The organism is Isoptericola sp. NPDC057653 (assembly GCF_042799955.1).
Lineage (GTDB): Bacteria > Actinomycetota > Actinomycetes > Actinomycetales > Cellulomonadaceae > Isoptericola.
Genome location: NZ_JBHVHP010000004.1, coordinates 383,281 through 406,180 on the forward strand (window position 1 = coordinate 383,281; position 22,900 = coordinate 406,180).

15 protein-coding genes are annotated in these 22,900 nt (G+C 74.0%); 9 read left to right on the top strand and 6 right to left on the bottom strand.

Annotated elements, in window-relative coordinates; translation table 11 throughout:
* The first annotated feature begins 20 nt into the window (after positions 1-20).
* Positions 21-971, top strand: coding sequence for a co-chaperone YbbN (locus ACFU9A_RS21225; protein ID WP_430577285.1), 951 nt, complete (start codon positions 21-23; stop codon positions 969-971).
* Positions 972-1,058: 87 nt separating this feature from the next.
* Here the strand turns inward: ACFU9A_RS21225 and glgB are convergent, their stop codons facing one another.
* A complete protein-coding gene (gene glgB / locus ACFU9A_RS21230) occupies positions 1,059-3,281 on the bottom strand; it encodes a 1,4-alpha-glucan branching protein GlgB (protein WP_430577286.1) in 2,223 nt (740 codons plus the stop codon).
* 110 nt (positions 3,282-3,391) lie between these two features.
* On the opposite strand from glgB, the gene ACFU9A_RS21235 reads away from it, so the two are divergent.
* Positions 3,392-4,414 carry a LacI family DNA-binding transcriptional regulator gene (locus tag ACFU9A_RS21235; protein ID WP_430577287.1) on the top strand — a complete coding sequence of 341 codons (1,023 nt, stop codon included), beginning with the start codon at positions 3,392-3,394 and terminating at the stop codon, positions 4,412-4,414.
* Here ACFU9A_RS21235 and ACFU9A_RS21240 read toward each other — a convergent pair.
* Positions 4,401-6,533 carry an alpha-galactosidase gene (locus ACFU9A_RS21240; protein WP_430577288.1) on the bottom strand — a complete coding sequence of 711 codons (2,133 nt, stop codon included), beginning with the start codon at positions 6,531-6,533 and terminating at the stop codon, positions 4,401-4,403. The two genes, ACFU9A_RS21235 and ACFU9A_RS21240, sit on opposite strands and share 14 nt — an antisense overlap.
* Positions 6,530-7,798, bottom strand: a complete 1,269-nt coding sequence (locus ACFU9A_RS21245) for an ROK family protein (RefSeq protein ID WP_430577289.1) — start codon at positions 7,796-7,798, stop codon at positions 6,530-6,532. Before ACFU9A_RS21245 ends, ACFU9A_RS21240 begins: the two co-directional genes overlap by 4 nt.
* Positions 7,799-7,926: 128 nt before the next feature.
* On the opposite strand from ACFU9A_RS21245, the gene ACFU9A_RS21250 reads away from it, so the two are divergent.
* The 6 genes from ACFU9A_RS21250 (at position 7,927) to ACFU9A_RS21275 (ending at position 16,327) form a co-directional block, all read left to right on the top strand.
* Positions 7,927-9,621 (top strand): ABC transporter substrate-binding protein, encoded by a 1,695-nt coding sequence (locus ACFU9A_RS21250; protein ID WP_430577290.1) that lies wholly within the window; start codon positions 7,927-7,929, stop codon positions 9,619-9,621.
* 39 nt (positions 9,622-9,660) lie between these two features.
* Positions 9,661-10,650 carry an ABC transporter permease gene (locus tag ACFU9A_RS21255; protein ID WP_430577291.1) on the top strand — a complete coding sequence of 330 codons (990 nt, stop codon included), beginning with the start codon at positions 9,661-9,663 and terminating at the stop codon, positions 10,648-10,650.
* 13 nt (positions 10,651-10,663) lie between these two features.
* Entirely contained in the window at positions 10,664-11,731 is a 1,068-nt protein-coding gene (locus ACFU9A_RS21260) for an ABC transporter permease (RefSeq protein WP_430577292.1), read from the top strand.
* Positions 11,728-12,660: an ABC transporter ATP-binding protein gene (locus ACFU9A_RS21265; protein ID WP_430577293.1), complete on the top strand. Its 933-nt coding sequence runs from the start codon at positions 11,728-11,730 to the stop codon at positions 12,658-12,660. Before ACFU9A_RS21260 ends, ACFU9A_RS21265 begins: the two co-directional genes overlap by 4 nt.
* Positions 12,657-13,577 carry an ABC transporter ATP-binding protein gene (locus ACFU9A_RS21270; RefSeq protein ID WP_430577294.1) on the top strand — a complete coding sequence of 307 codons (921 nt, stop codon included), beginning with the start codon at positions 12,657-12,659 and terminating at the stop codon, positions 13,575-13,577. Before ACFU9A_RS21265 ends, ACFU9A_RS21270 begins: the two co-directional genes overlap by 4 nt.
* Positions 13,578-13,777: 200 nt before the next feature.
* Positions 13,778-16,327 carry a glycoside hydrolase family 2 protein gene (locus ACFU9A_RS21275; protein WP_430577295.1) on the top strand — a complete coding sequence of 850 codons (2,550 nt, stop codon included), beginning with the start codon at positions 13,778-13,780 and terminating at the stop codon, positions 16,325-16,327.
* 31 nt (positions 16,328-16,358) lie between these two features.
* Here ACFU9A_RS21275 and ACFU9A_RS21280 read toward each other — a convergent pair whose 3' ends face one another.
* From ACFU9A_RS21280 to ACFU9A_RS21290, 3 genes are read right to left on the bottom strand one after another with little or no spacing between them, the layout of a single operon-like run.
* The gene (locus tag ACFU9A_RS21280; RefSeq protein WP_430577296.1) at positions 16,359-17,768 is read right to left on the bottom strand and encodes an aminoglycoside phosphotransferase; all 1,410 of its coding nucleotides are present in this window, start codon (positions 17,766-17,768) and stop codon (positions 16,359-16,361) included.
* Positions 17,765-19,567 carry a maltose alpha-D-glucosyltransferase gene (gene treS, locus ACFU9A_RS21285; RefSeq protein ID WP_430577297.1) on the bottom strand — a complete coding sequence of 601 codons (1,803 nt, stop codon included), beginning with the start codon at positions 19,565-19,567 and terminating at the stop codon, positions 17,765-17,767. The genes ACFU9A_RS21280 and treS overlap by 4 nt, the downstream gene beginning before the upstream one ends.
* A gap of 10 nt (positions 19,568-19,577) precedes the next feature.
* A complete protein-coding gene (locus ACFU9A_RS21290; protein ID WP_430577298.1) occupies positions 19,578-21,653 on the bottom strand; it encodes an alpha-1,4-glucan--maltose-1-phosphate maltosyltransferase in 2,076 nt (691 codons plus the stop codon).
* Positions 21,654-21,844: 191 nt separating this feature from the next.
* Between ACFU9A_RS21290 and ACFU9A_RS21295 the strand changes: the two genes are divergently transcribed.
* A complete protein-coding gene (locus ACFU9A_RS21295; protein ID WP_430577299.1) occupies positions 21,845-22,852 on the top strand; it encodes a hypothetical protein in 1,008 nt (335 codons plus the stop codon).
* Positions 22,853-22,900: the final 48 nt, after the last annotated feature.

Consider the following 22,900-nt stretch of genomic DNA (forward strand, 5'->3'; position numbering starts at 1 on the left):
CCGCTCGTAGGATGGCGCCCATGACCAACGCCACGCCCGACCCGACCTTCGCCGTGCGCGGTGCCGTCGACCTGTCGGCGCTGAACCGCCCGCAGTCGCCGCCCCCGGGGGAGCCCGGCGGCGCGCCGTCCGCCGGCGGCTACGTGCTGGACGTCACGGACGCGAACTTCCAGCAGGTGGTGCAGGACTCGACGACCTACCCGGTCGTCATGCTCCTGTGGATCCCGACCGACAAGGCGAACGCCGAGCTCGGCGAGCTGCTGGGCCGGCTGGCCGAGGAGTACGCGGGCAAGTTCCTGCTCGGCCGCCTCGACGCCCAGGCGTACCCGCAGGTCGCGGCGGCGTTCCAGGTGCAGGGCGTGCCCACCGTGGTCGCGGTGCTGCAGGGCCAGCCGCTGCCCCTCTTCCAGGGCGCGGCCCCCGAGGAGCAGGTGCGCGGCGTGCTCGACCAGGTGCTGGCCGCGGCGGAGCAGAACGGCGTCACCGGTCGTGCCCCCGCCCAGGGCGGCGAGGGGGAGCCCCCCGCCGAGGTCGAGGCGGAGCCGGCCGAGGAGCCGCTGCCGCCGCTGCACCAGGAGGCGTACGACGCGATCGAGCGCGACGACCTCGACACCGCGGTCGCCGCCTACGAGAAGGCGATCAAGCAGGACCCGAAGGACGCGCTGGCCGTGGCCGGGCTCGCGCAGGTGCGGCTGCTGCAGCGCACCCGCGACGTGGACCTGCAGGCCGCCCGCACCGCCGCGGCCGACGCCCCCGCCGACGTCGACGCGCAGCTCGGGGTCGCGGACATGGACATGCTCGGCGGCAAGGTGGAGGACGCCCTCGCCCGCCTGCTCGAGCTGCTGCCCGGCGCCGACGCGGACGCCAAGGAGAAGCTCCGCGTGCGCCTGGTGGAGTACTTCGAGATCGTCGGCCCGACCGACCCGCGCGTGGTCAAGGCGCGCCAGCGCCTGGCGATCAGCCTGTACTGACGCCCCGGGGCCGCCGTCGAGCGTGCTGGCTTGATCCTCGAACGGGCCGTTTGAGGATCAAGCCAGCACGCTCGATGCGTTCCCGGGTCAGCCGGCGGGGCGCAGGACCAGGGCGCCCAGGGGCGGCACGCGCAGGGTGACGGAGTGCCGTCGGCCCTTCCAGGGGACCTCCTGCGCGTGCACCTGCCCGAGGTTGCCGACGCCGGAGCCGCCGTAGTCGGTGGCGTCCGTGTTGAGGGCCTCGTCCCAGGCGCCGCCGTCCGGCAGCGCGAGGCGATACCCCTCGTGCGGCACCCCGGCGAAGTTCACCACCACGACCACGGGGTCTCCGGCGGCGTCGCGGCGCACCCACGAGAGCGTGTCGTGGTCGGCGTCGTCGGCGTCGAGCCACTCGAACCCGGCGGCGTCGAAGTCCCGCTCCCACAGGGCGGGCGTGGTGCGGTAGAGGGCGTTGAGGTCGCGCACCAGGCGCTGCACGCCGGCGTGGCCGGGGGACTCCAGGTGCCACCAGTCGAGGCCGGAGCCCTCGTCCCACTCCGCGTCCTGGGCGAACTCCTGGCCCATGAAGAGCAGCTGCTTGCCCGGGTGCGTCCACTGGTAGGCGAGGAAGGCGCGCACGCCGGCGAGCTGCTTCCACCGGTCGCCCGGCATGCGGCGGAGCAGCGAGCCCTTGCCGTGCACCACCTCGTCGTGGCTGACCGGCAGCACGTACTGCTCCGAGAACGCGTAGACCAGCGAGAACGTCAGCTCGTGGTGGTGGTAGCGCCGGTACATCGGGTCGTGCGCCACGTAGCGCAGCCCGTCGTTCATCCAGCCCATGTTCCACTTCAGCCCGAAGCCGAGGCCGCCCGCGTCGGTGGGGCGCGTGACCCCCGGGAAGGCGGTGGACTCCTCGGCGATCATCATGACGCCGGGGGAGCGGCGGTACGCGGTGGCGTTCGCCTCCTGCAGGAACGCGATCGCCTCGAGGTTCTCCCGGCCGCCGCGGGAGTTCGGGACCCACTCGCCGGGCTGGCGCGAGTAGTCGAGGTAGAGCATCGAGGCGACGGCGTCGACGCGCAGGCCGTCGGCGTGGAACTCCTCGAACCAGTAGGTCGCGTTGGCGACGAGAAAGTTGCGCACCTCGCGCCGGCCGAAGTCGAAGACGTACGTGCCCCAGTCGGGCTGCTCGCCGCGGCGCGGGTCGGGGTGCTCGTACAGGGGGGCGCCGTCGAACCGCGCGAGGGCGAACTCGTCGCGGGGGAAGTGGCCCGGCACCCAGTCGAGGATGACGCCGACGCCCGCCTGGTGCAGCCGGTCCACCAGGTACCGGAAGTCGTCCGGGTGCCCGAACCGCGCCGTCGGCGCGTAGTAGCCGGTCACCTGGTAGCCCCACGACCCGCCGAACGGGTGCTCCGCCACGGGCAGCAGCTCGACGTGCGTGAAGCCCTGCTCGACCACGTACGAGGTGAGCTCCTCGGCGAGCTCCCGGTAGCCCAGCCCGGGCCGCCACGAGCCCAGGTGCACCTCGTAGGCGCTCACCGGGCCGGAGTGCGGGTCGCTCGCCGCGCGCCGCTCCAGCCACGCCCCGTCGCCCCACTCGTACACGGAGTCGACGACGACGGACGCCGTCGCGGGCGGCACCTCCGTGCCCTTCGCGAGGGGGTCGGCCTTGGCCCGCCAGACGCGGTCGGCGCCGAGCACCTCGTACTTGTACCGGGTGCCCGCGCCCACGCCGGGCACGAAGAGCTCCCAGACGCCGCTCACGCCGAGCGACCGCATGGGGTGCACCGTGGTCCACCGGTTGTGGTCGCCGACGAGCCGCACGCCGCGCGCGTTCGGCGCCCAGACGGCGAACGCGGTGCCCTCGACGTCGCCCAGCGCGCTCGGGTAGTGGTGCCGGTTGGCGCCGAGCACCCGCCACAGCTCCTCGTGCCGGCCCTCGGCGATCAGGTGCAGGTCCACCTCGCCGAGCGTGGGCAGGAAGCGGTACGGGTCGTCGACGGTCTGCACGTCGTCGTCGTACCGGGTGCGCACCCGGTAGTCCGGGGCGTGCCGCCCGCCGTCCTCGTCGGCGCCCGCCGGGACGACGGCCTGCCACACGCCCGCGGCGACGTGCCGCGCGGGGTGCTCGTCCTCCCCGAGCACCACCGTGACCTCGTCCGCCAGCGGCCGCAGCACGCGCACGACCGCCCACGCGCCGGGGCCGGCAGGGCCGGAGGGCGGGGCGTCGAGCAGGTGCGGGCCGAGGACGGCGTGCGGGTCGTGCAGAGTGCCCTGCGCGACCGCGGTCAGCACCTCGGGGTCGACGGGCGGTGGCGACGGCGTCATGCGCCCACGATTCCACGGACGAATGTCGGGCGCGTTGCGACGCGCGGCCCCGCCCGGGCGCGGGGGGAGGCCCGGCGAGGCATACCATCCTGCTCGGGAAGGGAGCGCGGATGCCTCGGATCACCATCGCGGACATCGCCCGGCGGGCCGGAGTGTCCACGGGTGCGGTGTCCTACGCCCTCAACGACAGACCGGGCGTCTCCGACGAGACCAGGGCGCGGATCCTCGGGGTCGCGGCGGAGCTCGGCTGGGTGCCGAGCCAGGCGGCCCGGGCCCTGTCCGGCGCGCGGGTGGAGACGATCGGCCTCGTGCTCGCCCGCGCCCCGGAGACCCTGGGGTTCGAGTCGTTCTACATGCAGTTCATCGCCGGCATCGAGCAGGTCCTCACGGAGCGGTCGTACGGGCTGCTGCTGCAGGTCGTGCCCGACATCGACGCCGAGACCCAGGCGCACCGGCGCTGGCACGCCGCGCGCCGCGTCGACGGCGTGATCGTGGTCGACCCCCGCAAGGACGACCCCCGGCTCGCGGCGCTGTCGGAGCGCGACGCCCTGCCCGCCGTCGTCGTGGGCGATCCCGAGTTCGCGGGGAACCTGCCCGCGGTGTACACCGACGACGCCACGGCCCTGCGCGAGTGCGTGCGCTACCTCGCCAGGCTGGGGCACCGCAGGATCGGCCGCGTGTCCGGCACCGAGGGGTTCGGCCACACCACGATCCGCGACCTCGCCTTCGAGAGCGAGGCGGCGAGCGTGGGGGTGGTCGCGCAGGTCGCGCGTGCCGACTTCTCGCCCGACGCCGGTGCCGCCGCCACCCGGTCGCTGCTGGAGGCCGACGACCCCGTGACCGCGGTGGTCTACGACAACGACGTGATGGCCTTCGCGGGCCTGGGCGCGGCGCACGAGCTCGGGGTGCGTGTCCCCGAGGACGTCTCGCTGGTGGCCTGGGACGACTCGCCCCTGTGCCAGGCGGCGTACCCCCAGCTCACCGCCCTCAGCCACGACGTGACGAGCTACGGGGCGCACGTGGCCCGGCGGCTGTTCGAGCGGATGGCCGGGGCCGAGGCGCGGCCGTACCGCGACTCGACCCCCACCCTGACGGTGCGCGGGAGCACCGGCCCCCCGCCTACGCCACGGTGAGGTGCAGCACGAACGCCTGGACCGGCCACAGCGTCGGCAGCTGCAGCCCGACCTCGGCGAGCACCCGGCCGGGGAGGGCGACCGGCCCGTCGCCGAGCCAGCCGGGCGTGACCCAGCCCCAGCGTGACTCCCCGATCTCGTCCCGCAGCCGCACCGTGTAGCGGCGCTCCGGGTCGAGGCCGTCGATCCGGAGCCGCTCCGAGAGTGCGTCCTCGGGGGACGCGACGGTCGCCACGGTGACGACGGCCTCGGACCGGTCCGGCGCGACCACGGTGCGCACCCGGAGGGCGGGGTCGGTCGTGTCGGGGTGTCGCACCGTGCCCGAGTGGAGGAGCCCGCGCAGCTCCTTGTAGAGCGCCGCGAACGCGGTGATCCGGGCGGTCTCCTCCGGCGTGCAGCCGAGGATGTCCCACTCGAAGCCCGCCGAGCCCTGCAGCGACGTGGCGATGCGGTACGACAGGTCGGTGGCGCGCCCGGACGAGTGCGCCGGCGACGGCCCGACGTGCGCGCCGACCAGCTCCGGGGGGAGCACCAGCTCGGTCCAGCGCTGGATGTCCTGCCGCTCCACGGGGTCGTTGGAGTCGGAGGCCCAGACCCGGTCGGTGCGGGCGAGGATGCCGAGGTCGGTGCGCGCCCCGCCGGAGGAGCACGACTCGATCTCCAGCGCGGGATGGTCCTCCCGCAGCCGGTCCAGGAGCCGGTACGTGGCCAGCGTCTGGGCGTGCGTGCCGGGCGCACCGCCGTGGACGGGTTCGACCAGGTCGCGGTTGTGGTCCCACTTGATGAAGTCGATGCCGAGGTCCGCGACGAGGGCGGAGACCTGCCCCCGGACGTGCTCCCACGCGTCGGGGTCGGCCAGGTCGAGCATGTACTGGGTGCGGAACGACAGGCCGTCGGGGGACGGCACGGAGGCCGGGTGGGCCAGGATCCACTCGGGGTGGGTGCGTGCGAGGTCCGAGTCGAGGTTGACCATCTCCGGCTCGAACCACAGACCGAGCTGCATCCCCAGCCCGTGCACCAGCTCGGCGAGGGGCTCCAGGCCGTCGGGCCAGACGTCGCGGTCGACCACCCAGTCGCCGAGGCCCTTGGTGTCGTCCCGGCGTGCGGGGAACCAGCCGTCGTCGAGGACGAAGCGCTCGACCCCGATCTCCGCCGCCCGCCGCGCGAGCGCGAACAGGCGCTCCGGGTCGTGGTCGAAGTACACCGCCTCCCAGGTGTTGAGCACCAGCGGACGAGGAGCCCGCGGGTGCTGCGGGCGCGCGCGGAGCCAGGTGTGGAAGCGCGCCGCGACGCCGTCGAGGCCGCCGTCCGACCAGGCGAAGTAGGCGGTCGGCGCACGGTAGGACGCGCCGGGCGCCAGGACGATCTCGCCGGGCCGGAGGAGCTCTCCCGCCCCGAGCAGCGAGACGTGCTCGGTGACCCGGTCGACGCGGTGACGCACGTCGGCGCTCCAGCCCAGGTGCGCGGCCCACACCCGGCCCTCGCCGGCCCGGGGTGCGCCCTCCGAGGCGAGCGTCACCCACGGGGCGTCGTGGCCGCCGCGGCCCCGACGTGACTCGCGCACCGTGGTCCCGCGCGGCATCGGGGTGGTGAGCGGTGACTTCTCGCGCGTCCACCGGCCGCCGAAGGTGGTGAGGTGGTCGGCCGTCTTCGGCACCGGAAGGGTCGCCTCGAGCCAGGCGACCTCGAGCGGCTCGACGCCGTCGTTGACGAGCTCGTGGTCGAGGACGACGAGCCCGCCGGGGCCGATCTCCGCGCGGGTGCGCAGGGTGAGCCCGCCGGTCGTGTCGGTGGCGGTGACGACGGCGGTCGCCTCGTCCGGACGGTCCACGGAAGACTCCCAGCGCGGGTACACCGGCACGCCGCCGCGCGTGGCGAGGAGGCCGGGGCGGCCCGACCAGCCGTCGGACTCCTGCGGCACGAGCGGGAGGCGCCACGCGGCGTCGAGGGTGCCGGGCGGTGTCTGGCGGCTGGTCGCCCGGAGGAGGGCGTCGGCGTCGGCCGCGTCGAGCGGCCCCGGGTCCGCGCCCCAGTGCACGACGGCCGGGAGGCCGTGCGCGGGCAGGTGGAGGACGAGGGCGGTCCCGTCGCGGTGCAGGACGACGTTGTCGGTGGTCACAGGGCTCCGATCGTTGCGGGCGGTTCGAGGGTGCGGTCGGCGGAGGGTGGCGCGCCCGTGCTGCGCAGCGGCAGGGTGGCGTCGGGCGCGCCCCGCAGCACGGTGAGGGCGCCGCCGACGGCCGCGACGGTCGCGACCTGACCGGACAGCGCGACCCGGGGCGGGCTGAGGGTACGGCTGAGCGCGTGCTCGGACAGCGCGGCGCCCACGACCCGGCGATACAGGGGCCCCGCCGTCGCGAACGCCGGCCCGGCCAGCAGCACGGTGTCCACGTCGAAGAGGTTGACGAGCACGGTGGCCGCCTGGCCGACCCGGCGGGCCGAGCGGGTGAGCAGGTCGGCGGCGTCCGCGTCGCCGTCGCGCGCGGCGCGGGCCACGCGCTCGAAGTCGGCGAGCGTGTCCTCGGCGGGTCCCCGCACGCCCCAGCGTGCGGCGACGTCCCGGCGGGCCACGGCCTGGGCGACGACGGCCCCGGGGCCGGCCTCCGCCTGCGTGCACCCGCGGCTGCCGCAGACGCAGGCGGCGCGCGCGTCCGGGAGCGGCACGTGGCCGATCTCGACCGCGTTCGAGGCGCGCCCGCGGTAGGCGACGCCGTCCACGACGACGGCGCCGCCGATCCCCGACGCCATGTAGACGAGCCCGAAGGTCTCGGTGTCGAGGTCCCGCGTCCACAGCTCGCCCACGGCGGCCGCGGTGGCGTCGTTCTCGAGCAGCACGGGCAGCCCCAGCCCGGCGGCCAGCCGCGCCGTCAGCGGGTACCTCTCCCAGGCGGGCGTGGGCTGCGCCGTGAGGAGCATCCCGCGCTCGCGGTCCTGCGGGCCGTGGGTCACGAGGCCGACGCCGAGCACGCGGTCGCGGGGGACGCCGGCGCCGGCGAGCAGCTCGCCCACGTGGTCGACGAGCGTCCCGACGGTCCGGTCGGGCGACCGCCGTCCGGAGCCGCGGAGCCCGGCGCTCGCGACGGTCGTGCCGGCGAAGTCGACCACCACGGTCGTCGTGGTGGTCAGGTCGACCTGGATGCCGACGGCGTACCCGGCGTCCGCGGTGACGCTCAGCAGGCGGCGTGGCTGGCCCCGCCCCCGCTGCTGGAGCCCGGTCTCGTGCACCAGCCCGAGGTCCAGCAGCCCGCGGACGACGTGCGTGACGGTCGGTGAGGTGAGCCCGGAGAGCCGGGCCAGCTCGACACGGCTGATCGCCCGGCGGGTCCGCACGAGGTCGAGCAGACGTCGCGACGAGACGACCTGCGCGACGCCGTCCAGCAGCATGTATCGCCTCCAGTACGAGTGACCTACGGCACTTGACCGCTTAAGTTAACCATGGCAAGAATACCCACGAGCGCCGACGACGGCGCCGCTGGAGCCGGCACTGGTGCCGGCACGAGAAAGGACCGCAGATGTTCCTCAGGACAGGAATCCGTCGGCGCGGCGCGGTGCTCGCCGGTGTCGCGGCCCTCGGTCTCGCCCTCGCGGCGTGCTCCGGGGGCGGCTCGGAGGGCGGCTCGGGCGGCTCGGGCGGTGGCGCGGAGAGCACGCTCGTCGCCTACACGGGCCAGGCCGGCGACTACCAGATCAACTTCAACCCGTTCTCGCCCTCGAAGATCGGCGGGCTCGGGACCATCTACGAGCCCCTCTTCTTCTACAACAAGGCGCAGGTCGCCGACCCGGTGCCCCTGCTCGGCACCGAGCAGTCGTGGAACGAGGACGGCACCGTCCTGTCGGTGACGCTTCGCGAGGGCGTCACCTGGAGCGACGGCGAGCCGTTCACCGCCGAGGACGTCGCCTTCACGTTCACGATGCTCAAGGACACCCAGGCGATCAACAACATCGGCTTCGAGGGGACCGCCGAGGCGGTGGACGACACCCACGTGACCTTCACCTTCAAGGACCCCGCCTTCGTCAAGGGCCCCGACGTGCTCAGCACCCCGATCGTCCCCGAGCACCTCTGGAAGGACATCAACCCGACGGAGGACGTCATCGAGAAGCCCGTCGGGACGGGTGCCTACCTGCTCGACAACTTCAAGCCGCAGGCGTTCACCCTCAAGGCCAACCCCGACTACTGGGGCGGCGAGCCCGCCGTGACCAACGTCCGCTTCCTCTCGCTGTCCGGCAACCAGGCCGGCGCCGACGCGATCGCGGCCGGCACGGTCGACTGGCAGACCGGCCCGATCCCCGACATCCAGAACACGCACAAGAACTTCCCGAGCTACGACGCCTACACCCAGTGGCAGAACCAGATGGTGCTGGCCACGTGCTCGAGCGCGGAGATGGGTTGCCAGGGCCCGCAGACCGACCCCGCCGTCCGCCACGCGCTGTACGAGGCGATCGACCGCACCCAGCTCGACAAGCTCGCGTTCATGGAGACGGCGAACGAGGTGTCGCCCGCCTTCACCCTCACGCCCAGCCAGGACGACTTCGTCTCCGCCGCCGTCGACGAGAAGGTCGCGCCGATGACCGCCGACCCCGACGGGGCCGCGAAGACCCTCGAGGACGCCGGCTGGGCCAAGGGCAGCGACGGGATCTACGCCAAGGACGGCGAGCGGCTCTCGCTCACGGTCGAGGTCGTCACCGGCTGGACCGACTACATCACGGCGATCGACACGATGACGTCGCAGGCGAAGGCCGCCGGCATCGAGCTCAAGGCCGCCCAGTCGTCGTGGAACGAGTGGACGGAGAAGAAGGGCTCGGGCAACTTCCAGCTCGTCATCGACTCGCTCTGGCAGGGCCCGGCGCCCGACCCGTACTACCTCTACAACTACTTCTTCAGCTCGAGCTCGGGCGCGAAGGTCGGCAAGTCGGCCGGCAACAACTTCTCCCGGTACGCGAACCCCGACGTGGACGCGGCGCTCGACAAGCTCTCCACCCTGCCGCTCGACGACGCCGCCGCGCGCCAGCCGTACTTCGACACCGTCCAGAAGGCGATCGTCGACGACATGCCGTACGTCCCCGTCCTCACGGGCGGCACGACGAGCATCTGGAACACGGCGAAGTTCACCGGCTGGCCGTCGGACGACGACCTGTACGCGTTCCCCGCGGTCTGGTCGGCCCTCGACGCCGCCGAGATCTTCAAGCACCTCGAGCCGAAGGGCTGACGTGGACCGGGCCGTCGACCCCGAGGAGAGGGCGCACTCGTGAACTACTTCCTGCGCAAGATGGGCTTCTACGTCGTGGCCCTGTGGGCTGCGCTGACCCTGAACTTCGCGATCCCGCGGCTGCTGCCGGGTGACCCGGTGGACATCCTGCTGGCGAAGCTGCAGCAGCGGGGCGGGACGGTGACGCCGGAGACCAGGGAGGCGTACGCGCTCCTCCTCGGGGGCGACAGCTCGGAACCGCTGTGGACCCAGTACGTCGACTACATCAAGAACCTGTTCCACGGCGACCTCGGCGTGTCGGTCAGCTACTACCCGGCACAGGTCACCGACGTCATCGCGCAGTCGCTGCCGTGGACCGTGGTGCTCGTCGGCATCGCGACCGTCATGGCCGCCGTCCTGGGCGTCGGGCTGGGCGCGTTCGTCGGGTGGAAGCCGGGCACCTGGCTCGACTCGCTCATCCCGGCGACGACGCTGCTGGCCGCCGTGCCCTACTTCTGGCTGGCGCTGATCCTGGCGTACTTCCTCGCCCGGGTGCTCGGCTGGTTCCCGTTGCAGGGCGGCTACGACGTCGTCCTCGACCCCGGCTGGAACGCGGAGTTCATCGCCTCCGCGATCCACTACGGCGCCCTGCCGGCGCTGACGATCGTGCTGGCCTCGGTCGGCGGCTGGCTGCTCGGGATGCGCAACATGATGGTCTCCACGCTGTCCGAGGACTACGTCCTCACCGCCGAGGCCAAGGGGCTGTCCCCGCGCAAGGTGCTGCGCTCGTACGCCTCGCGCAACGCCGTGCTGCCGTCGGTCGCGGGCTTCGCGATCTCGCTCGGCTTCGTCGTCTCGGGCTCCGTGATCACCGAGCAGGTGTTCTCCTACCCCGGCATCGGCGGACGGCTGCTGGGCGCGGTGACCAACAACGACTACGCGCTCATGCAGGGGCTGTTCCTCGTCATCACGCTCGCCGTGCTCGGCGCGAACCTGGTGGTCGACCTGCTGTACGGCCTGATCGACCCCCGCACCCGAGCCCGGTCCTGAAGGAGGCGACGACATGACGAACCTCAGCCCTGCGAACGAACCGTCCCTCGTGGACGAGGTGGAGGCCGCGGAGGTGGCACGCGACCGGGCGGGCGCCGCGCCGCGCTCCGGCTGGCGCATGCTCCTGCCGACGATGACGCCCTGGCTGGCCGTCGGCCTGGTGCTGGTCGGTGCCATCGCGCTCTTCGGCATCCTCGGCCCGTACCTGGTGGGCGACCCGACCCAGATCCGCGACATCGGCCTCACCCCGCCGTCGGCGGACTTCCTGCTCGGCACCACGCAGACCGGTCAGGACGTGCTCGCCCAGCTCGCGTACGCGACCCGCGGCTCCCTGCAGATCGGCCTGCTGGTCGGCGTCCTGGCCACCGTCCTGTCCGCGTTCTTCGGCATCTACGGCGCCTATCGCGGCGGGTTCGCCGACGAGGCGTTCTCCCTGCTGTCGAACGTCTTCCTGGTAATCCCGGGCCTGCCGCTCGTGATCGTCATCTCCGGCTTCGTGCCCCGCGAGAGCCGCGGCCTGTGGACCATCGCCGTCGTGCTGGCGGTCACGAGCTGGGCCGCGTCGGCACGGGTGCTGCGCGCCCAGACCCTCTCGGTGCGCAACCGCGACTACGTGGCGGCCTCCAAGGTCTCGGGCGAGCGGCCGTGGCGCGTCATCGTGGTGGAGATCCTGCCGAACCTCCTGCCGGTCATCGCCTCCCAGTTCGTGTTCGCGGTCATCGCCGCCATCCTCGGTGAGGCGGGGCTGTCGTTCATCGGTCTCGGGGCGTCCAACTCCGCGACGCTCGGCACGATGCTCTTCTACGCGCAGAACGGCTTCGCGCTCTCGCTCGGCGCGTGGTGGTGGTTCGTGCCGCCGGGACTGATGATCGCGCTGTTCGGCACGGGGCTGTCCCTCATCAACTTCTCGATCGACGAGATCATCAACCCGAAGCTCAAGAACCTGCGCCAGCACCGCAAGCGTGCCCGCAAGGCCGCCCGGCTGGAGCGCGAGCTCGCTCGCGCGTCCCGACGGTCGCGCCCGGAGGGGCCGGACGAGGTCCACGCACACGACGGCGTGAAGGAGGTGTCCGCACGATGACCACGACCCTGCTGCGCGACGAGGAGGCGGCCGCTCCCGGCGGTCGGTCGGAACCGGTCCTCACCGTCTCCGACCTCACGGTGGTCTACGAGGTGGAGCAGCCGGTCACGGCCGTGAAGAGCGCGAGCCTCACGCTGCACCGCGGCGAGGTCCTCGGCCTGGCCGGCGAGTCCGGGTGCGGCAAGACGACGCTCGCGTACGCGGTCAACCGGCTGCACCGGCCGCCGGCGCGGATCGCCGGCGGGAGCATCACGTTCCACGACCGCGACGGCTCCGACGTCGACGTGCTCGCCCTCGGGGACTCCGCGCTGCGCGCGTTCCGCTGGGACAAGCTGTCGATGGTCTTCCAGGGGGCGATGAACGCCCTGAACCCGGTGACCACCGTGCGGGCACAGCTGCGCGACACGCTGCTCGCGCACCGGCCGGGCACGTCCCGCCGCGAGGTGCGGCGCCGGTCCGAGGAGGTGCTGACCCGCGTCGGGGTGGACCCCCGCCGCCTCGGCTCGTACGCCCACGAGCTGTCGGGGGGCATGCGCCAGCGCGTCATGATCGCGATGGCGATGCTCCTCGAGCCGCAGATCATGATCATGGACGAGCCCACGACCGCGCTGGACGTCGTCGTGCAGCGCGACATCCTGCGCGAGATCGTGCGCCTGCGCGACGAGCTCGACTTCGCCGTCGTGTTCATCACCCACGACCTGCCCCTGCTCCTGGAGATCAGCGACCGGATCGCCGTGATGCTGGAGGGCGAGATCGTCGAGCTCGACACCGCCCAGCGCCTCTACCGCGAGGCACGCCACCCCTACACCCGCACGCTGCTGAGCTCGTTCCCGAGCCTGTCCGGCGAGCGGGGCGGCTTCATCCGCAGCGGCGTCGACGACTTCGCCGAGCCCGCCGGCCCCGGCACCCCCGAGGAGGACCGAGCATGACCCGCGTCCACGTGTCCGACCTGGTCAAGGACTACTCGATCCGTTCCGGGCTGCGCCGGTCGCGGCTGCGCGCCGTCGACCACGTGAGCCTCGACCTGGTCCCCGGCCGCACCGTCGCGCTGGTGGGCGAGTCGGGCTCCGGCAAGTCGACGATCGCGAAGATCCTCACCCGCATGGAGAAGCCGACCTCGGGCACGGTCGACGTCCGCCTCGACGACGACACCCCGGTGCAGGGATCGCTGTACCGACGCCAGGTGCAGATGGTCTTCCAGGACCCGTTCGCGTCGCTCAACCCGTTCCACTCGATCGAGCACCACATCGCCCGCCCGCTGCGGATCCACCAGCGCACCCGCACGGCGCAGGAGACGCACGAACGGGTCGTCGAGATGCTCGAGCGGGTCAACCTCACGCCCGCCGAGGACCTCGCCGCGCGCCGGCCCCACGAGCTGTCCGGGGGCCAGCGCCAGCGCGTCGCCATCGCCCGCGCGCTCGCCCCGGGCGCCCAGGTGCTCATCGCCGACGAACCCGTGTCGATGCTCGACGTGTCGATCCGGCTCGGCGTCCTCAACCTGCTCGGCCGGCTGCAGCGCGAGGACCGCCTGGCGGTCCTCTACATCACGCACGACCTGGCGACGGCCCGGCACTTCTCCGACGAGATCGTCGTGCTGTACCGGGGCCGCGTCGTCGAGCGCGGCCCGGCCGACGCCGTCATCCTCGACCCGCACCACGACTACACCCAGCTGCTGGCGACGGCGGCGCCCGACCCGGAGCGGGTCGACCGGGTGACCCTCACCCGGGAGGGGACCGACCGCGGCGCGATCGACAACAGCGTGTGCTACGACCACTTCGCGGGCGAGTGGCAGGAGGCCGGCGTGCCCGCGGCGCGGGGCGCGGCGGGCGCCCGGAGCGCGTCGTGACGGGCGCGCCCGTCACGACGGCGTGCCCCGACGGACGGCCCGTCCGGCGGCGGCGACCTCGACCCCGAGCGGCGGCCGCCGGTGGCGTGCGTGCGCTGCGCGAGGCGCGCCGTCCCCCGTCAGACTGAGCTCCTCGCGGCCCGACCGGTCCGCCCGCTGCGACCCCTGCGAACTCCCTGCGAACTGTGAAGGACTCCTCCATGACGTACCTCCCCACGACCTTCCGCGCCCTGCACCAGGGGTGGAGCCTGACCGCCGCCGAGCTCGCGAGCGACGCGCCCGACGCCGTCGCCCCGGCGCTCGCGACGGGGATCCCGGCGGTCGTGCCCGGCGAGGCGCACCTCGACCTGCACCGCGAGGGGCTGATCGACGAGCCGTTCGACGGCGACAACGAGGCGGCGCAGCAGTGGATCGGCGACACGTCGTGGCGGTACGCGACGACGTTCGACTGGCAGCCGGGGGGCGCCGCGCGGCACGACCTCGTCGCCCTCGGCCTCGACACGGTGGCGACCGTGAAGCTCAACGGCGTCGAGCTGGGCGACACGCAGAACATGCACCGCTCGTACCGCTGGGACGCCCGGGCGGCCCTGCGGGAGGGCAGCAACTCCCTCGTCGTCACGTTCGCCGCCCCGGTGCCCGAGGCCCTGGCCCGTGCGGAGCGTGACGGCACCCTGCCCTCGACCAACCACCACGAGTACAACCAGCTGCGCAAGATGGCGTGCTCCTTCGGGTGGGACTGGGGCATCGACGTCGCGGGCGCCGGGGTCTGGAAGCCGATCGGCCTCGACTCCTGGTCGGGGGTGCGCATCGCCTCGGTGCGGCCGCTGGTCGACGTGGTCGCGGGGGAGCCGGGCCGCCACAACGGCGTCCTCGCCGCGCACGTCGAGATCGAGCGCGAGGGCGCCGACGGCGACGTGCCCGTGCGCGTCCGCGTCGCCGGGCCGGACGGGGCGGAGCACGAGGCGTCCGGCACCGTGCCGGCCGGGCAGGTCCGCGCCGTCGTGACGGTCCGGGTGCCGGACGTGCGTCGCTGGTGGCCCGTCGGGCACGGGGACCAGCCCCTGTACGACGTCGACGTGGTCGCCGCGGGCACCGGCGGCGACGCGCGCTGGTCGGGGCGGGTCGGGTTCCGCACGGTCGGGCTCGACACCGCGGCCGACGAGTCGGGCGCCCCGTTCACGCTGTCCGTCAACGGGGAGACCGTCCTGGTGCGCGGGGCGAACTGGATCCCCGACCACGCGTTCCTCACGCTGGTGGACCGGGACCGGTACGCCCGCCGCGTGGACGACGCGCTGGAGGCGAACGTCAACCTGCTGCGGGTGTGGGGCGGGGGCATCTACGAGTCGGACGACCTGTACGACCTCGCCGACGAGCGCGGCCTGCTCGTGTGGCAGGACTTCCCCTTCGCCTGCGCCGCGTACAGCGAGGACGCGCCCATGCGCGCCGAGGTGGAGGCCGAGGCCCGGGAGAACGTCGCCCGCCTCAGCCCGCACCCCTCGCTGGTGATCTGGAACGGCAACAACGAGAACACCTGGGGCTCGGTCGACTGGGGCTGGGCGGGCCGGCTGGGCGGCCGACCCTGGGGGGACCTGTACTACCGCGAGCTGCTCCCGGGCGTGCTCGCGGAGCTGGACCCGACCCGCCCCTACTCCCCGGCGAGCCCCTACTCGTTCGGCGACTACCGGCACCCCAACGACGAGCGCTTCGGCACCATGCACATCTGGGACGTGTGGAACCGGGAGGACTACAGCGTCTACGCGCGCTACCGGCCGCGGTTCCTCTCGGAGTTCGGCTTCCAGGGGCCGCCGGCGTGGTCGACGCTCACGCGCGTGGTGCACGACGAGCCGCTCGACCCGTTCGGGCACCAGATGCTCGTGCACCAGAAGGCGCACCTGGGCAACGCCAAGCTCGAGCGCGGCTGGCAGGGGCACCTGCCCGACCCGGCGACGATCGAGGACTGGCACTGGACGACGCAGCTCAACCAGGCGCACGCCGTGCGCTTCGGGATCGAGCACGTGCGGTCGCTCACCCCGCACAACACCGGCGCCATCATGTGGCAGCTCAACGACAACTGGCCCGTGGTGTCATGGGCCGCGGTGGACCACGACGAGCACCGCAAGCCGCTGTGGCACGCCCTGCGCGCCGCGTACGCGCCGCGGCTGGCGACGTTCCAGCCGCGCGTGTCCGAGGCGGCGCGGGCCGCCGCGTGGGAGGGCCTGGAGCCCGAGCCCGACGCCCTCGCCCTCGTGGTCGTCAACGACACCGGGGACCGCCTCGCCGGGACCTGGTCCGTCACCCGTGAGGGGCTGGACGGGTCGGTCCTGGCCAAGGCGACCCTCGAGGTCGACGCGCCGGCGCGCGGTGCGGCCACCGTGACGGTCCCCGCCGACGTCGCCACGTTCACCGACCCGGCCGTCGAGGTGCTGGTGGCCGCGGCGGACGCCCCCGACACCGGCGTCGCCCCGGCCCTGCGGCACGGCGCGGAGGTGGTGGGCCAGCGCCTCGACCCGCGGCCGCTGCAGATCGGGACGACGGCCGTCGACGGCGGCTGCGAGCTGCGGGTCACCGCCACGTCGCTCGCGCGCGACGTGTTCTGCCACGCCGACGTGGTGGACCCCGCGGCGCGCGTGGACGCCGGCATGGTCACGCTCCGCGCCGGGCAGAGCACCACGTTCCGGGTCACCTCGCCCGCCGGTGGCGAGCCCGCCGCTTTCGCCGCGGCGGTGCGCTGCGCGAACGACCTGCTCTGACAGACCGGACGGTCGGGCGTGCCCGCCCCGCTCAGCGGGCGTGGCGGGCACGCCCGAGCACCCGGTCCACGGCGGACAGCGGGATGTGCACCCACCGCGGCCGCTGCCGCGTCTCGTAGACCACCTCGTAGAGCGCCTTGTCGAGCACGAGAGCGGCGAGCACGGCGTCGGTCGTGGGCGGGTCGAGCTCCGGGGGACGGCGCGAGGCCAGGCCGCTCACCGCCGCCGACGCGTCGGCGGACGCCCGGTAGCGGGCGAGGAACGCGTGCACGGCCTCCGCCTCCCAGTACGGGTCGGGGGCCCCGCCCACCGCCGCGGCGTACGCGAACGAGCGGACCATGCCCGCGACGTCGCGCAGCGGGAGGTCGGGCGCGGTGCGCTCCGCGGCGGGCCGCTGCGGCTCGCCCTCGAAGTCGAGCAGCTTCCACCCGGTGGCGCCGTGCAGGGCCTGGCCCAGGTGCAGGTCGCCGTGCACGGTCTGCAGGCGCAGCCGGGGCAGGCGGCCCTGCAGGTCGTCGAGGAGGGCGTCGATCTCCCGCTCCCGCGCGGCCAGCGAGGGGGCCTCGGCCACGGCGAGCGCCGCCCGCCGGCGCAGGCCGCCGACGAACGTCTCCGGGTCGAGCAGGGGGCCCGGCGGCATCGCCTGGCGCAGCACCACGTGCAGCTCGGCCACGGTGCGCCCGAGGTCGGCCGCGAGGTGGGCGAACGACTCGCCGTGCCCGGCGTGCTCGCAGGCCAGCTCGAACCCGTCCTGGGCCTGCGGCACCAGCTCGCTGAGGACGGCGAGGGCGGTGGTCACGCCCGGCCCCGTGGTCACCTGCAGGGCCCCGAGGAAGCGCGGCACGCCGTCCCACCCGGCGCGCGTGAGGGCGCGCGGCACCACGACGTCGGGGTGCGGGCCCGGGGTCACCGTCCGCAGGATCTTGAGCATCCCGCCCGACGAGCCGGGCGACGGCACGCCCGGCAGCACCACGCTGGTGTTCGACTGCTCGCCGGCCACGACGTGCCCACCGGCCACCAGGTCGGCGTCGGGCACCCCGTCGCCGGCGCCCGTCGCGCGCAGCAGCGCGAGCCACGCGGCGGGGTGGGCCCCGCCGTCGTGCACCGCGACCGACCCGGCGGCGGTGTGCACCTCCGCGATGAACCCGGGCCCTCGGTCGGCCGGGTCGGTGAGCACCAGCGGCACCTGCGCCACCGAGGAGCCGCCGGGCACCCCGGCGCCGCGCAGCTCCGTGAGCACGACGACGACGTCGCCCCCGGGGCCGCTCGCCCCGGCCGCGCCGCGCTCGTCGTCGAACGTCACCGCGAGCCACGGCTCCACGCGCACGTCGGCACCGCTCGCGCCGCCCGCGGGGAACCATCGCCGGCCCGGCAGCCAGGCCGCGAGCAGGTCCCCGACGCTCGGGTCGGGGACGTCCGCGGCCGGCCGCACGGCGGTCATGCCCGCTCGCCCCCCGGGGCCGACCCGGCCGGCGGCGTGAGGAGCAGCCAGTAGAAGTCGCGGGAGCCCCACGTCATCGTGACCTCGCCGTCCGGCCCGACGTCGGGGAACCGGGCGCCGCCGAACAGGTCGGTCAGCGACCAGCCCGCGTGACCGGGCAGCCGCACCCGCGACGACCGCGCCGTCGCGGACAGGTTCGCCGCCACGAGCAGCGTCTCGCCCGGCGCCGCGCGCGTGAACGCGATCACCGCCTCGTCGTCCGCGTCGACGGCCGTGAGGTCGCCGGTGCCGAACGCCGGGTGCAGGCGCCGCACCGCGAGCATCCCGTGCACCCAGTGCAGCAGCGACGACGGCTGCGCGAGCTGGGCCTCGACGTTCGTGTGCTGGTAGTGGTGCACCAGGGACTGCACGAGCGGCAGGTACAGCTTGCCCGGGTCGGCGGTGGAGAAGCCGGCGTTGCGGTCCGGCGTCCATTGCATGGGGGTGCGCACGGCGTCCCGGTCCGGCAGCCAGATGTTGTCGCCCATGCCGATCTCGTCGCCGTAGTACAGGCAGGGGCTGCCGGGCAGGCTGAGCAGCAGCGCGTGCGCCAGCTCCACCTCCTTGCGCGAGTTGTCGAGCAGCGGGGACAGGCGGCGGCGGATGCCGATGTTCGCGCGCATGCGCGGGTCGGGCGCGAACCAGCCGTACATGGCCGCGCGCTCCTCGGTGGAGACCATCTCCAGCGTCAGCTCGTCGTGGTTGCGCAGGAACGTGGACCACTGGCCGCCTGGCGCGGGGATGTCCGGGGTGTCCGCCAGGATGTCCAGCAGAGGCCGGGCGCGCTGGTCGCGCATCGCGTAGTACACCCGCGGCATCACGGGGAAGTGGAAGCACATGTGGCACTCGGGCTCCTGCGCCGTGCCGAAGTAGTCCACCACCTCCTGCGGCCACTGGTTGGCCTCGGCCAGCATGATCCGGCCCGGGTACTCCTCGTCGATCATGCGGCGCACCCGGCGCAGGAACGCGTGCGTCTCCGGCAGGTTCTCGCAGTTGGTGCCCTCGGCCTCGAACAGGTACGGGACGGCGTCCAGCCGGAACCCGTCCACGCCGATCGACAGCCAGAACCGGGCCACGTCGAGCATCGCGTCCACCACGCGCGGGTTCTCGAAGTTGAGGTCCGGCTGGTGGCTGAAGAAGCGGTGCCAGAAGAACTGCCGGCGCTCCGGGTCGAACGTCCAGTTGGACGTCTCGGTGTCCACGAAGATGATGCGCGCGTCCGGGTAGCGGGTGTCGTCGTCGGACCACACGTAGAAGTCACCGTACGGGCCCTCCGGGTCCGCGCGCGAGGACTGGAACCACGGGTGCTGGTCGCTGGTGTGGTTCATCACCAGGTCCACCACCACGCGGATGCCGCGGGCGTGGGCCGCCTCGATCAGCTCCGTGAAGTCCCCGACCGTGCCGTACTGGCTCGCGATCGACGTGTAGTCCGCGACGTCGTACCCGCCGTCGCGCAGGGGCGACGGGTAGAACGGGGGCAGCCAGAGGCAGTCCACGCCCAGCCACTGCAGGTAGTCGAGCCGCTCCGTCACGCCCCGCAGGTCGCCCGTGCCCGCGCCGGCCGTGTCCGAGAACGCCCGCACGATCACCTCGTAGAACACGGCCGTGCGGTACCACTCCGGGTCGTCGGACAGTCCCGGCTTGTCCAGCGGCGGCGGGGACGGCTGCGCGCGCGTGGGCAGCGCCTGCACCGGCACCTGGCGGGTGATCGGGCGGGGCACCGGTGCGCCGCGGGCCGTGGCCGGCAGGTCGGGAGTCATCGCCGGCCCGTCATGCCAGCCCCACCGTGAGCACGTGCGCCACCTGCTCGCGCGGGTCGAGACGCACGTACGGGTGCGCGCCCCACGGGTACGTGGCGCCGGACAGCTCGTCGTGGGCAACGAAGAACGCCTGGTCCTCCACGCCGTCGGGCCGCGTCAGGCCGAGCGCCCCGAGGTCGAGCAGCACCGTGGACTCCTGCGTGCCCCACGGGTCCAGGTTGAGCACGACCAGCACGACGTCGTCCTGCGTGGCGCCCGGCCGGCCCGCCGCCGGCAGGTGCTCCGCCCGCACCCGGCGCGAGAACGCGACGACCTGGTCGTTGGTGGTCGGGTGCACGGTGAGGTCGCGCAGCTGCTGCAGCGCGGGGTGCGCGCGCCGGACCTCGTTGAGGCGGCGCAGCAGCGTGGAGATCCCGATGACGTCGGCCTGCGACCAGTCGCGGGGCTTGAGCTCGTACTTCTCGTTGTCGATCTGCTCCTCGACGCCCGGGCGCGGCACGTTCTCCGCCAGCTCGTAGCCGGAGTAGACGCCCCACGTGGGGCTGCCGAGCGCCGCGAGGACCGCGCGCACCGCGAAGCCGGCCACGCCGCCGTGCTGGAGGTACGGGGGCAGGATGTCGTGCGTCGTCGGCCAGAACGACGGGCGCAGCACCGAGCCCTGCGGCCCCGAGACCTCTGCCAGGTACTCCTCGACCTCGTCCTTGGTGTTGCGCCAGGTGAAGTACGTGTACGACTGGTGGAAGCCGATGCGCGCCAGCGTCTGCATCATCGCGGGCCTCGTGAACGCCTCCGACAGGAACAGCACCTCCGGGTGCGCCGCGTGCACGCGGGCCAGGAGCCACTCCCAGAAGTCCAGCGGCTTGGTGTGCGGGTTGTCGACGCGGAACGCCGTGACGCCGCGGTCGATCCACAGCTCCACGATGCGCAGGATCTCCGCCGACAGCCCCGCAGGGTCGCGGTCGAAGTTCAGCGGATAGATGTCCTGGTACTTCTTGGGCGGGTTCTCGGCGTAGGCGATGGTGCCGTCCGCGCGGACCGTGAACCACTCCGGGTGCTCGGTCACCCACGGGTGGTCGGGGGAGCACTGCAGCGCCAGGTCGAGCGCCACCTCCAGCCCCTCGGCCCGGGCCGCCGCGACGAACCCGCGGAAGTCCTTCTCCGTGCCCAGGCCCGGGTCGATCGCGTCGTGCCCGCCGTCCCGGGAGCCGATCGCGTACGGGCTGCCCGGGTCGCCCGGCTGCGGGTCCAGCGTGTTGTTGCGGCCCTTGCGGAACGTGGTGCCGATCGGGTGCACGGGGGTGAGGTAGACGACGTCGAACCCCATCTCCGCGATGGCCGGCAGCCGCTTCGCCGCCGTCGCGAACGTGCCCGAGCGCCACGTCCCGTCCTTGCGTCGCGTCGCGCCCTCGGAGCGCGGGAACATCTCGTACCAGGAGCCCGCCAGGGCCAGCGGGCGGCTCACGCGCAGCGGGTACGCGGCGCTCGCCGTCACGAGGTCGCGCAGCGGCGAGCGTCGCAGCGCGTCCTTCACGGCCGCCGTCATCGCCATCGCGAGCCGCGCCTCCGGCGGGCGGGTCGCGTCGGCGAGCTCGTGCGCCGCCGCCTCCAGCGTCGCCGCGTCCGCCGCCGACCGGGTCGCCTGCAGCGCCGGGTCGACGATGCGCTCGAACAGCAGCCGGCCCTCCGCGAGCACCAGGTCGACGTCCTGCCCGACGTCGAACTTGATCACCGCGTCGTGCGCCCACGTGGCGTACGGGTCCGACCAGCCCTCGACGCGGAAGGCCCAGTCGGCCGCGCCGTCCGAGGGCGCGTCCGGCTGCAGGAAGCCGCGGAACCGGTCGAGCCCCGGCGCGACGTCGGTCATGGGGGCCGTGGAGTGCACCGAGCCGTCCGGCGCCAGCAGCACGGCGGTGGCCGCCACGGCGTCGTGCCCCTCGCGGAAGACCGTGGCCTCGACCGGCACCACCTCGCCGACGGCGGCCTTGGCCGGCCAGCGTCCTCCCTCGACGACGGGGGAGAGGTCCAGGACGGGGATCCGTCCGATGGGCACGTGCGGCGTGGGCTGCGGAGACGTCACGGCCTCCACGCTAGCCAGCCGTCGTCGCGGGCGCTCGCGGGCAGGCCGTCGAGGCGTGCACGCGCGAGGTCGAGCCATCGGTGCCGAGGCCGAGTGCCGCGGGCTCGACCGCGGCACCCAAGGCTCGACCCCGCGGGGTGGGGGACAGCTTGTCCACAGGCTGGCCGGGTTCGTTCCCCGGCGTCTGCCACCCTCTCGTCATGGCAGACGACACCCGCGGCCCTCCGGCTGAGCGTCCGCGTGACCGCCGCGGCAGCCGCCGCCCCGGGGACACGGCCCTCCCCGCCCCACGCCGCCTGCCGGAGGTGATCCGGTCCGGCCCGTGGCGGCGGTCGGTGATCGAGCGGCAGGTCAGGCGGGGCGACCTGCGCCCTGTGCGGCGGGGCGTCTACGTCCCGTCCGTGACGGAGGACGGCGGCCCCGCGTTGCGGCGCGAACGTCGTGTGCTCGCACTGGCCGCGGCCGTCGCGGCGGGGCTGAAGACCGACGTCGTCCTCAGCCACGAGACGGCCGCCCTCGTGCACGGCCTCAACCTCTACGGGCTCGCCGAGGAGGTGCACGTCTGCCAGGACTCCAAGCCGGCGGGCCGCCGCACGCCGGACCCGCACCTGCGCCGGCACCCGATCGTCGTCCCCGACCGGGACCGGACCGACGTCAGCGGTCGTCCCGTCACCACGATCGAACGCACGATGGTGGACTGCGCCCGGTGGCTGCCGGGGGCTCGCGCCCTCGTCGTCGCCGACTCCGCGCTGCGGGCGGGGGCGGACCCGGACGTCGTCGCGCTCCTGCTCGACGAGGCCTCGGGCAGGCCGGGCGTGCGGCAGGCGCGACGGATCGTCGAGGTCGCCGACGCACGGGCGGAGTCGGTCGGCGAGTCCCTGGTGCGCTGGTTCGTGCTCGAGGCGGACCTCGGCCCCGTCGAGCTCGCGGTCGAGGCGCCGACGCGGCGGGGCAGGTACTGGGTCGACCTGGGGTGGCCGACGCTCGAGGTCGGGATCGAGTTCGACGGGCTGGTGAAGTACTCGGGCGGGGAGTTCGGGGACCCGCGCCAGCGTCTCCTCGCGGAGAAGCGCCGCCACGACGCGCTCACCGAGGCGGGCTGGACCCTCGTCCACGTCACGTGGGAGGACCTCCGGGATCCGGCCGCCCTGATCGCCAGGATCCGAGCGGCGCTCGCCGCGGCGTACCGCCGTCGGGCGGCGAGGTAGAGCCTTCGGCGCCCGGGTCGAGCACACGGGGCTCGACCGCACGACCGG

Excerpts from the sequence above, each read along its gene's own strand:
- ACFU9A_RS21275 (WP_430577295.1), top strand. The coding sequence starts at position 13,778 with ATGACGTACCTCCCCACGACCTTCCGCGCCCTGCACCAGGGGTGGAGC.
- treS (WP_430577297.1), bottom strand. The coding sequence starts at position 19,567 with ATGACTCCCGACCTGCCGGCCACGGCCCGCGGCGCACCGGTGCCCCGC.
- ACFU9A_RS21295 (WP_430577299.1), top strand. The coding sequence starts at position 21,845 with ATGGCAGACGACACCCGCGGCCCTCCGGCTGAGCGTCCGCGTGACCGC.
- ACFU9A_RS21280 (WP_430577296.1), bottom strand. The coding sequence starts at position 17,768 with ATGACCGCCGTGCGGCCGGCCGCGGACGTCCCCGACCCGAGCGTCGGG.
- ACFU9A_RS21225 (WP_430577285.1), top strand. The coding sequence starts at position 21 with ATGACCAACGCCACGCCCGACCCGACCTTCGCCGTGCGCGGTGCCGTC.
- ACFU9A_RS21265 (WP_430577293.1), top strand. The coding sequence starts at position 11,728 with ATGACCACGACCCTGCTGCGCGACGAGGAGGCGGCCGCTCCCGGCGGT.
- ACFU9A_RS21270 (WP_430577294.1), top strand. The coding sequence starts at position 12,657 with ATGACCCGCGTCCACGTGTCCGACCTGGTCAAGGACTACTCGATCCGT.
- ACFU9A_RS21245 (WP_430577289.1), bottom strand. The coding sequence starts at position 7,798 with ATGCTGCTGGACGGCGTCGCGCAGGTCGTCTCGTCGCGACGTCTGCTC.
- glgB (WP_430577286.1), bottom strand. The coding sequence starts at position 3,281 with ATGACGCCGTCGCCACCGCCCGTCGACCCCGAGGTGCTGACCGCGGTC.
- ACFU9A_RS21235 (WP_430577287.1), top strand. The coding sequence starts at position 3,392 with ATGCCTCGGATCACCATCGCGGACATCGCCCGGCGGGCCGGAGTGTCC.
- ACFU9A_RS21250 (WP_430577290.1), top strand. The coding sequence starts at position 7,927 with ATGTTCCTCAGGACAGGAATCCGTCGGCGCGGCGCGGTGCTCGCCGGT.
- ACFU9A_RS21260 (WP_430577292.1), top strand. The coding sequence starts at position 10,664 with ATGACGAACCTCAGCCCTGCGAACGAACCGTCCCTCGTGGACGAGGTG.